Below are 7,388 nucleotides of genomic sequence, written 5' to 3'. Positions count from 1 at the left end.
TAAAATATTAGAAATACAATTAGAAGCGTATAAAAATGAAAATGCCTTGATGAAAGAATTACTTAAAACTAAAGATGAATTAATTAAACTATTAACCCAAAAAAAATAATATTATGCCTTATTATAATTATGAAAATGGATTAAATGATAGGATTAAAAACGGTGCTATTGCTGGAACTGCTATTGCCTTAATTGCTTATGCTATATCCTTGATTACCAATACATCGCCAACATCGCCAAAAGAAGATACTACTACAAAAACACTAACTAACACAATATCAAATAAATAACAAAAATGAAAAGTAATAAAAATTCCATTCCTGTCGAGGTCACTAAAGCTCTGCAATTGCAGGGCTTTTTTTGTTTTGAATAGGATTATAAAACTAATAGAGTTCAATTAGCAAATTCAAAAAAAACTCGAAAGATTAAACCTACTCCCAATACCTACATCAGTCAAAATACAAAACTTTACCTAAAACTCACCGAACATAGAACTCCTCTACCTGAAACGCACCGAGCATACAACCCCTCTACCTGAAACGCACCGAGCATACAACTTCTCTACCTGTCAAATCGAGCGAAGTCGAGATTTATTTTATTGTTATTTCTGTTGTAATTGGAATATGATCTGAAATTTCTCTTGCTTCTTTTAGTGTTGCAAAAGCCTCATAAAAATGAATTACTTTAGGATTACGAACAGTTAATTTCGAACTATTGTACCAAATATTATCAAATTCAGAAGCCAAACATTCTTCGTTACTACATTCTTTTTTTAATGAAGTTTTTTGATTGATAAAAACACTAACATACCCCATTTTCTTCAAAGGATTAAATACGGTATGTGATTGCGGACAATTAAAATCACCAACAAAAAGTAAATTCAATTTTGGATATTGTTCGGGTAGAAATTTAAAATATTTAATTTCAGTTTCGGGTTGTTTACTTTTGGTTATGGCGTGAAAATTTGCAATAGTAAACTGTTTGCCCTTAAAATCAAAAGTACAATAGTAAGGTTCTCTGTCAATTTCTAAATGATATTTTTTCTCCAACCAAGCCTCTCCTACTTTTTTAACTTTACTAGTTTTCCATAAGAAAGCATAGCGTTCGGTTTTATAGGCACTACTACTCGTTGGGTCACTTACCACATAATCCCATTTTGAACCTTTTCTATTAAGTTCATCCGCTAATTTGGCTACAGCTTGTGCTCCACCATCTCCAGCAACTACTTCTTGCAATGCCACAACATCATAATCTTTTAGAATAGAAACAATGTATAATAAATCAGATTGTGATTTAGAACTTCCTAAATTTTCAACGTTCCATGATAATAACTTTACTTGAGCAAAAAAAGTAGAAGTAAAAAATATAAAAAATAGAAGTAATTTTCTCATACTATTAATCCTCCCAACCACAAAGTGACAGTCCCAATTCTTTAGCTTCAGATAGTGAAACTTTTTTTATAGTGTGCTTACAATTAGTCAAACCTTTACAAAATTTATTATAATGATATTTTTTAGCTCCTTTTGAAAAACAAATATAAACATCGCTTTCCATTAAATTGAAAGAGGTAAATAAAAGGAAAGAGAATAGAATTCGTTTGTACATAGGATTAATTTTCATTTAAAAAATAGTTTGTAATCAAATGTATTAATATGTATTCAAAACACAACAAAATTTGATAAATTCTTAATAACAAAAATTTTAGAATACAAAAAACTTTTAGTTCCTTTGAAAAAAATATGTCTTTACGGATTGCCGTATTGAATTTCCCCCAATTTACCATATTTTTACCGACACCTAAATTTTGGGTAATAGAAATGTTTATTTCTATTCGTTTGTTTAGTAGGCAATCTAACATACAGATGTTAGATGTTAGGTTATATATATGAATTAATACTTACATTATGGGAAAATTTTACAAGATTTTATTTGCATTATTGATTGTTTCTTCATTTAACAATATAATAGCAAATAATATTCCGCCAGGACCTGAAGCTCAAATAAGCTCAAGCTTTTCATCAGTCTGTTTAAATCAAGTTGCTACAATTACTTTCAGTATAACTAATGGTTCTCCTCAGCCAAATAGTCCAATTAATTATACATATACATTAAATGGTGTTCCAGGCAATCAATTAATATCTTCACCAATCAATAGCGATGCTGTAACAATAAATGTAAATACGAGTATTCCTGGCACTTACACCTATACTCTTATTAATGCAACTGATTCTTCAAATCCGAATCCAATTAATATACCTATTAGTAATACTTCAAATATTGTAACTATAACTGTTTTAAATAATTTTACAGTAAACGCAGGTAATGATATAGTTGTCTGTCAGGGTCAAACTATTAACTTTAACGCCACTGTTTCCAATTATTCTAATCAAGTAAACTATTCTTGGAATGGTCCAAGTGGCTTTTCAAGTAACATCCAAAATCCTACTCGAAGTAACGCTACTGATGCAATGGCAGGTACTTATACCGTGACAGCAACCTATGGTAGCTGCCAAGTTATTGATCAAGTTAACGTCAGAGTTTTAACGCTTGGAATTGTTAATACTGAAACCCTTAATGCATGTGTTCAAGGTGGTGAAACTAGCTCAGATGTAGGATTTACATTAAGTTTACCAAGTAACATAAATGATATTCAATATATATCTGTTAACTGGGGAGATGGTAGTCCAATACAAATAATTCCAAGTAGTCAATGGGCGCAGTTTATTTTACACACTTACTCTGCTGGTTTTTATAATGTATCCGTTATTTTAACTTCTACAAACGGTTGCACTATAACAAAAAACTATACGTCATTTATTGGAACTTCTCCTCAAGCAGCAACACTTTCTCTATTTGCTAACCAAGCAACTGGCTGTGCACCTCATACCACACAATATACGTTATCAATTCCAATAGCAAATAGTAATGGTACAAATTATAGAATTTGCTTTGGTGACAATGCTCCGTGTATTGATTATGTTGGTGGAGACCCAATTCCAAACAACTGGATAATTGGTACGCCAGCAAATGGTTTTAATGTTTACACTATTACACATGTTTTTAATACATCTTCATGTGGAAATCAGGTAAACTTAAATGGTAATCTATATAATAACGTTTTTCTTCCATCTGTAGTTACTACTAACCCATGTACAGCTCCTCAACCACAAGCAGGAAGTTTAATTAGTGTTGGAATACCGCCTACAGCAAGTTTTACACCTAACCCCATTCCTAATATTTGTACTAATACAGCTTTAACCTTAACCAACAACTCCGACTTTGGACAAACAATTAATTCAGTTAATTTATCTTGTACTTCTACAGCACCATTTTATTGGACGGTAACACCTAATACAAGTGGATTATGGACGGCAACAGGTTTAGGGTCGAACAACAATTCAACAAATACAAACGCTTGGACAGTTGGTTCAATATCACCTAATATAACATTTTTACAGCCTGGAACATATACGATTACTTTAATAGTCAAAAACACATGCGGTATGAGTCAAGTATCTCGACAAGTATGTGTAGAATCTCCTTTAAATCCACAATTCACATTAAATACCATTCAAGGTTGTTCTCCTTTAGCAGTAACATCTACAAATACTACAAATTTAACTAATATTTGTCCAGGCAATCCAACCTATCAATGGAATGTAAATTATGTTGCAGGTTATTGTGGTAGTGGAACTCCTACGTGGAGTTTTACCAATGGCACAAGTGCTACATCAGCTAATCCATCATTTAATTTTGTAACACCCGGAACATACAATGTTTCAGTTACAATGACAAACTCATGTGGGGCTATAACTTCTTCTGTACAAAACATAATTGTTAAACAACCTCCTACAGTTACTATTAACACAATACCTGATTATTGTGGTCCAACAACCATCAACCCAACAGCAAATGTAAATTCTTGTTCACCCTCTTCAAGTTCATTAAGTTATTTATGGAATTTTCCTGGAGCTACAACTATTCCTGCTGGTGCAATTAACGCAAGTAATCCTTCAGGGATAATTTATTCTTTACCTGGAACTTATACGATTTCTTTAACCGTAACAAACGAATGTGGTAGTACAACATCTTCGAGAACATTTACAATTAAACCATTACCAACTGCAACAATTTCTGGAGATATTTCAGTCTGTCAAAATGCAACTTCTCCAACAATAACTTTTACTGCTACATCTAATTCTGCTACCGCTCCTAATACAACTAATCCACCATATATTTTTACATATAATATTAATGGAGGTTCTAATTTAACTGTTACTAGTTCAACTGCAACTGCTACTGTTTCAGTTCCTACCAATACAGTTGGAACATTTGTTTATAATTTAGTAAGTGTCCAATATGGTACTTCACCTTCTTGCTCACAGAGTATGACAGGAAGTGCTACCGTTATTATTAATCCATCAGGGCAAGTTAATCAGCCTTCTAATCAAATAGTTTGTAATAATACAAGTACAAGTGCTGTAAATTTCACTACAACAAATACTGGCGGAACTACATCATATGCTTGGTCTTTTGATACCAATATAGGTCTAACACCTTTAACTGGTACAGGAAACATACCTTCGTTTACAGCTGTAAATACAGGCACAACACCTTTAACAGCTACAATTACGGTTACTCCTACTTTAACAAATGGTGCTGCAATTTGTGTTGGTAGTCCAAAAACATTTACTATTACTATAAATCCATCTGGACAAGTAAATCAACCAACCAATCAAGTAGTTTGTAACAATACTGCTACTACTGCTGTAAATTTTAGTACAACAAATATTGGCGGAACTACATCATATGCTTGGTCTTTTGATACCAATATAGGTCTAACACCTTTAACTGGGACAGGAAATATTCCTTCGTTTACAGCTGTAAATACAAGCACAACACCTATTGTTGCTTCAATTACGGTAACACCAACTTTTACAAATGGAGCTACAAATTGTATTGGAACTCCTAAAACATTTACCATTACGGTTAATCCATCAGGACAAGTAAATCAACCAACTAATCAAGTAGTTTGTAACAATACTGCTACTAATGCTGTAAATTTTAGTACAACAAATACTAATGGAACAACATCATATGCTTGGTCTATTAATACAAATATAGGATTATCTCCACTTACTGGAACTGGTAATTTACCTTCATTTACAGCAATAAATACAGGTACTACTCCAATTACAGCTACTATTACTGTAACTCCAACTTATAATGGTACTTCAATTTGTAATGGTACATCTAAAACATTTACCATTACGGTTAATCCATCTGGGCAAGTAAATCAACCAACTAATCAAGTAGTTTGTAACAATACTGCTACTAATGCTGTAAATTTCTCCACGACAAATACTGTTGGAACTACATCATATGCTTGGTCTTTTGACACCAATATTGGATTAATTCCTTTAAGTGGCTCAGGTAACATACCTTCATTTACAGCTGTAAACACAGGTACAACACCTATTGTTGCTACAATTACGGTTACACCAACTTTTACAAATGGAGCTACAAATTGTATTGGAACTCCTAAAACATTTACCATTACGGTTAATCCATCAGGACAAGTTAATCCTATACCAAACCAAACGCTTTGCTCTAACAATAGTACAACTGCGATTAATTTTACAACTAATAATACTGGCGGGATAACTAACTATAATTGGACCAACTCCAACACAACTATTGGACTTCCTGCTTCAGGAACTGGAAACATTAATGCATTCAATGTAACCAATTCAACAGCTAATCCTATCACAGCTACAATTACAGTTACGCCATCATTTTCAAATGGAACACCAAGCTGTTCAGGACCATCACAAACGTTTACCATAACTGTAAACCCTAGTCCTGCAGTGAACTTCTCACCTACTAATCAAACGATCTGTTCGGGAGAAACTTCTGCTTTGGTAAATTTAAGCAGTACAACTCCTGGAGCTACTTTCTCTTGGACTGCTACTCAACCTACAGGAATTACAGGGGTTATTACTTCAGGAACGAACACAATACCAGCTCAAAACTTAGTAAACAGTACTAACGCGCCTATTACAATTACATATGTTGCTGTAGCAGCTACTACTGGTGGTAGTACTTGTGCAGGGAGTACTTATAATTATACAATTACGGTTAATCCTAAACCTAGCATCACTGAAAGTTTTACAGAAGCTATTTGTAGTGGTGAGTCTTTTAGCATCACTCCTTCAAATTCTACATTAAATAGTATTCCGACAGGAACTACCTATTCATGGAGTGCACCAATAGTTACAGGAGGAATCACTGGTGGTACAAGTGCTACCAATCAAACTAGCATTAGCGGTACTTTAGTGAACCCTACTAATATTGTACAAACTGCTACCTACACGGTAACACCTAGAGCTAATGGTTGTGCAGGTAACACATTTACGGTAGTAATTAGTGTGAATCCTAAACCTGTTATTGCAAACGTAACACATCCAGCGATTTGTTCAGAAAACGCTTTTACTGTAACTCCTGCAAATGGTAGTGGAAATATTGTTCCTACTGGTACTACTTACACCTGGACTATTAACAATAATACAAACATTACAGGGGCAAGTGCTTCTTCAACTCCAGGAATCACTACTATCAGCCAAACACTTACTAATACAACTAACACAGCTCAAACTATTGTATATACTGTAACTCCAACTTCTGGTGATACTGGTAATTGCGTGGGAAGTACTTTTACAATAACTGTAGTGGTAAATCCTAAACCATTTATCCAAAATAGTACACAAACTATTTGTTCGGGTACTGTTTTTGCTGTAACACCTACAAATGGCAGTGGAAATATTGTACCAAATGGTACAACATATACATGGACTACACCTGTGAGTACTCCTGCTGGGGTTATTACTGGTGGTTCAGCTCAAACTACAGGAGTAAATACAATTAGTCAAACACTAACCAATACAACAACTGAGGTTGCTACTATAGAATACATCGTTACACCAATGGCAGGTGCTTGTGCAGGAATACCTTTTATTATTACTATAACAGTTAATCCTACTCCTACTACTTTAAATTTAACCAACCAAACGTATTGTAACGGAGTTAGTACTACGGAAATTGCTTTTACAAATGTGGTAGCAGGAACTATCTACTCTTGGACAAACTCTAACACTGGTATCGGGCTTGCGGCTTCAGGAACTGGAAACATCCCTGTGTTTACACCAACAAATAATGGAACAGCTCCTATAACAGCTACAATTACAGTTACGCCATCATTTTCAAATGGAACACCAAGCTGTTCAGGACCATCACAAACGTTTACCATCACCGTAAACCCTAGTCCTGCAGTGAACTTCTCACCTACTAATCAAACGATCTGTTCGGGAGAAACTTCTGCTTTGGTAAAT

General features: G+C 34.0%; 4 protein-coding genes. 2 read left to right on the top strand and 2 right to left on the bottom strand.

Translation table 11 applies throughout. The annotated features are described in order from the left end of the window. Positions 1-113: 113 nt before the first annotated feature. Complete coding sequence (locus BP92_RS17185; protein WP_160169131.1) at positions 114-290, top strand: hypothetical protein; 177 nt, start codon at positions 114-116, stop codon at positions 288-290. A 300-nt stretch (positions 291-590) separates the two neighbouring features. Here BP92_RS17185 and BP92_RS0115365 read toward each other — a convergent pair whose 3' ends face one another. Then, a complete protein-coding gene (locus BP92_RS0115365; RefSeq protein WP_026726838.1) occupies positions 591-1,391 on the bottom strand; it encodes an endonuclease/exonuclease/phosphatase family protein in 801 nt (266 codons plus the stop codon). A 4-nt stretch (positions 1,392-1,395) separates the two neighbouring features. Next, a complete protein-coding gene (locus tag BP92_RS0115360; RefSeq protein WP_245598392.1) occupies positions 1,396-1,620 on the bottom strand; it encodes a hypothetical protein in 225 nt (74 codons plus the stop codon). Positions 1,621-1,904: 284 nt separating this feature from the next. Here BP92_RS0115360 and BP92_RS17180 point away from each other — a divergent pair. Beyond that, on the top strand, positions 1,905-7,388 hold a 5,484-nt coding region (locus BP92_RS17180), incomplete at its 3' end, for a beta strand repeat-containing protein (protein ID WP_026726836.1).

The sequence above is a fragment of the Flavobacterium sasangense DSM 21067 genome (assembly GCF_000686885.1).
GTDB classification, from domain to species: domain Bacteria; phylum Bacteroidota; class Bacteroidia; order Flavobacteriales; family Flavobacteriaceae; genus Flavobacterium; species Flavobacterium sasangense.
The sequence above is the reverse complement of the archived record's forward strand: the minus strand, read 5'-3'. Positions and strand labels throughout refer to the sequence as shown.

Coding starts and splice junctions, on each gene's coding strand:
- BP92_RS17185 (WP_160169131.1), top strand. CDS start 114: ATGCCTTATTATAATTATGAAAATGGATTAAATGATAGGATTAAAAAC.
- BP92_RS0115365 (WP_026726838.1), bottom strand. CDS start 1,391: ATGAGAAAATTACTTCTATTTTTTATATTTTTTACTTCTACTTTTTTT.
- BP92_RS0115360 (WP_245598392.1), bottom strand. CDS start 1,620: ATGAAAATTAATCCTATGTACAAACGAATTCTATTCTCTTTCCTTTTA.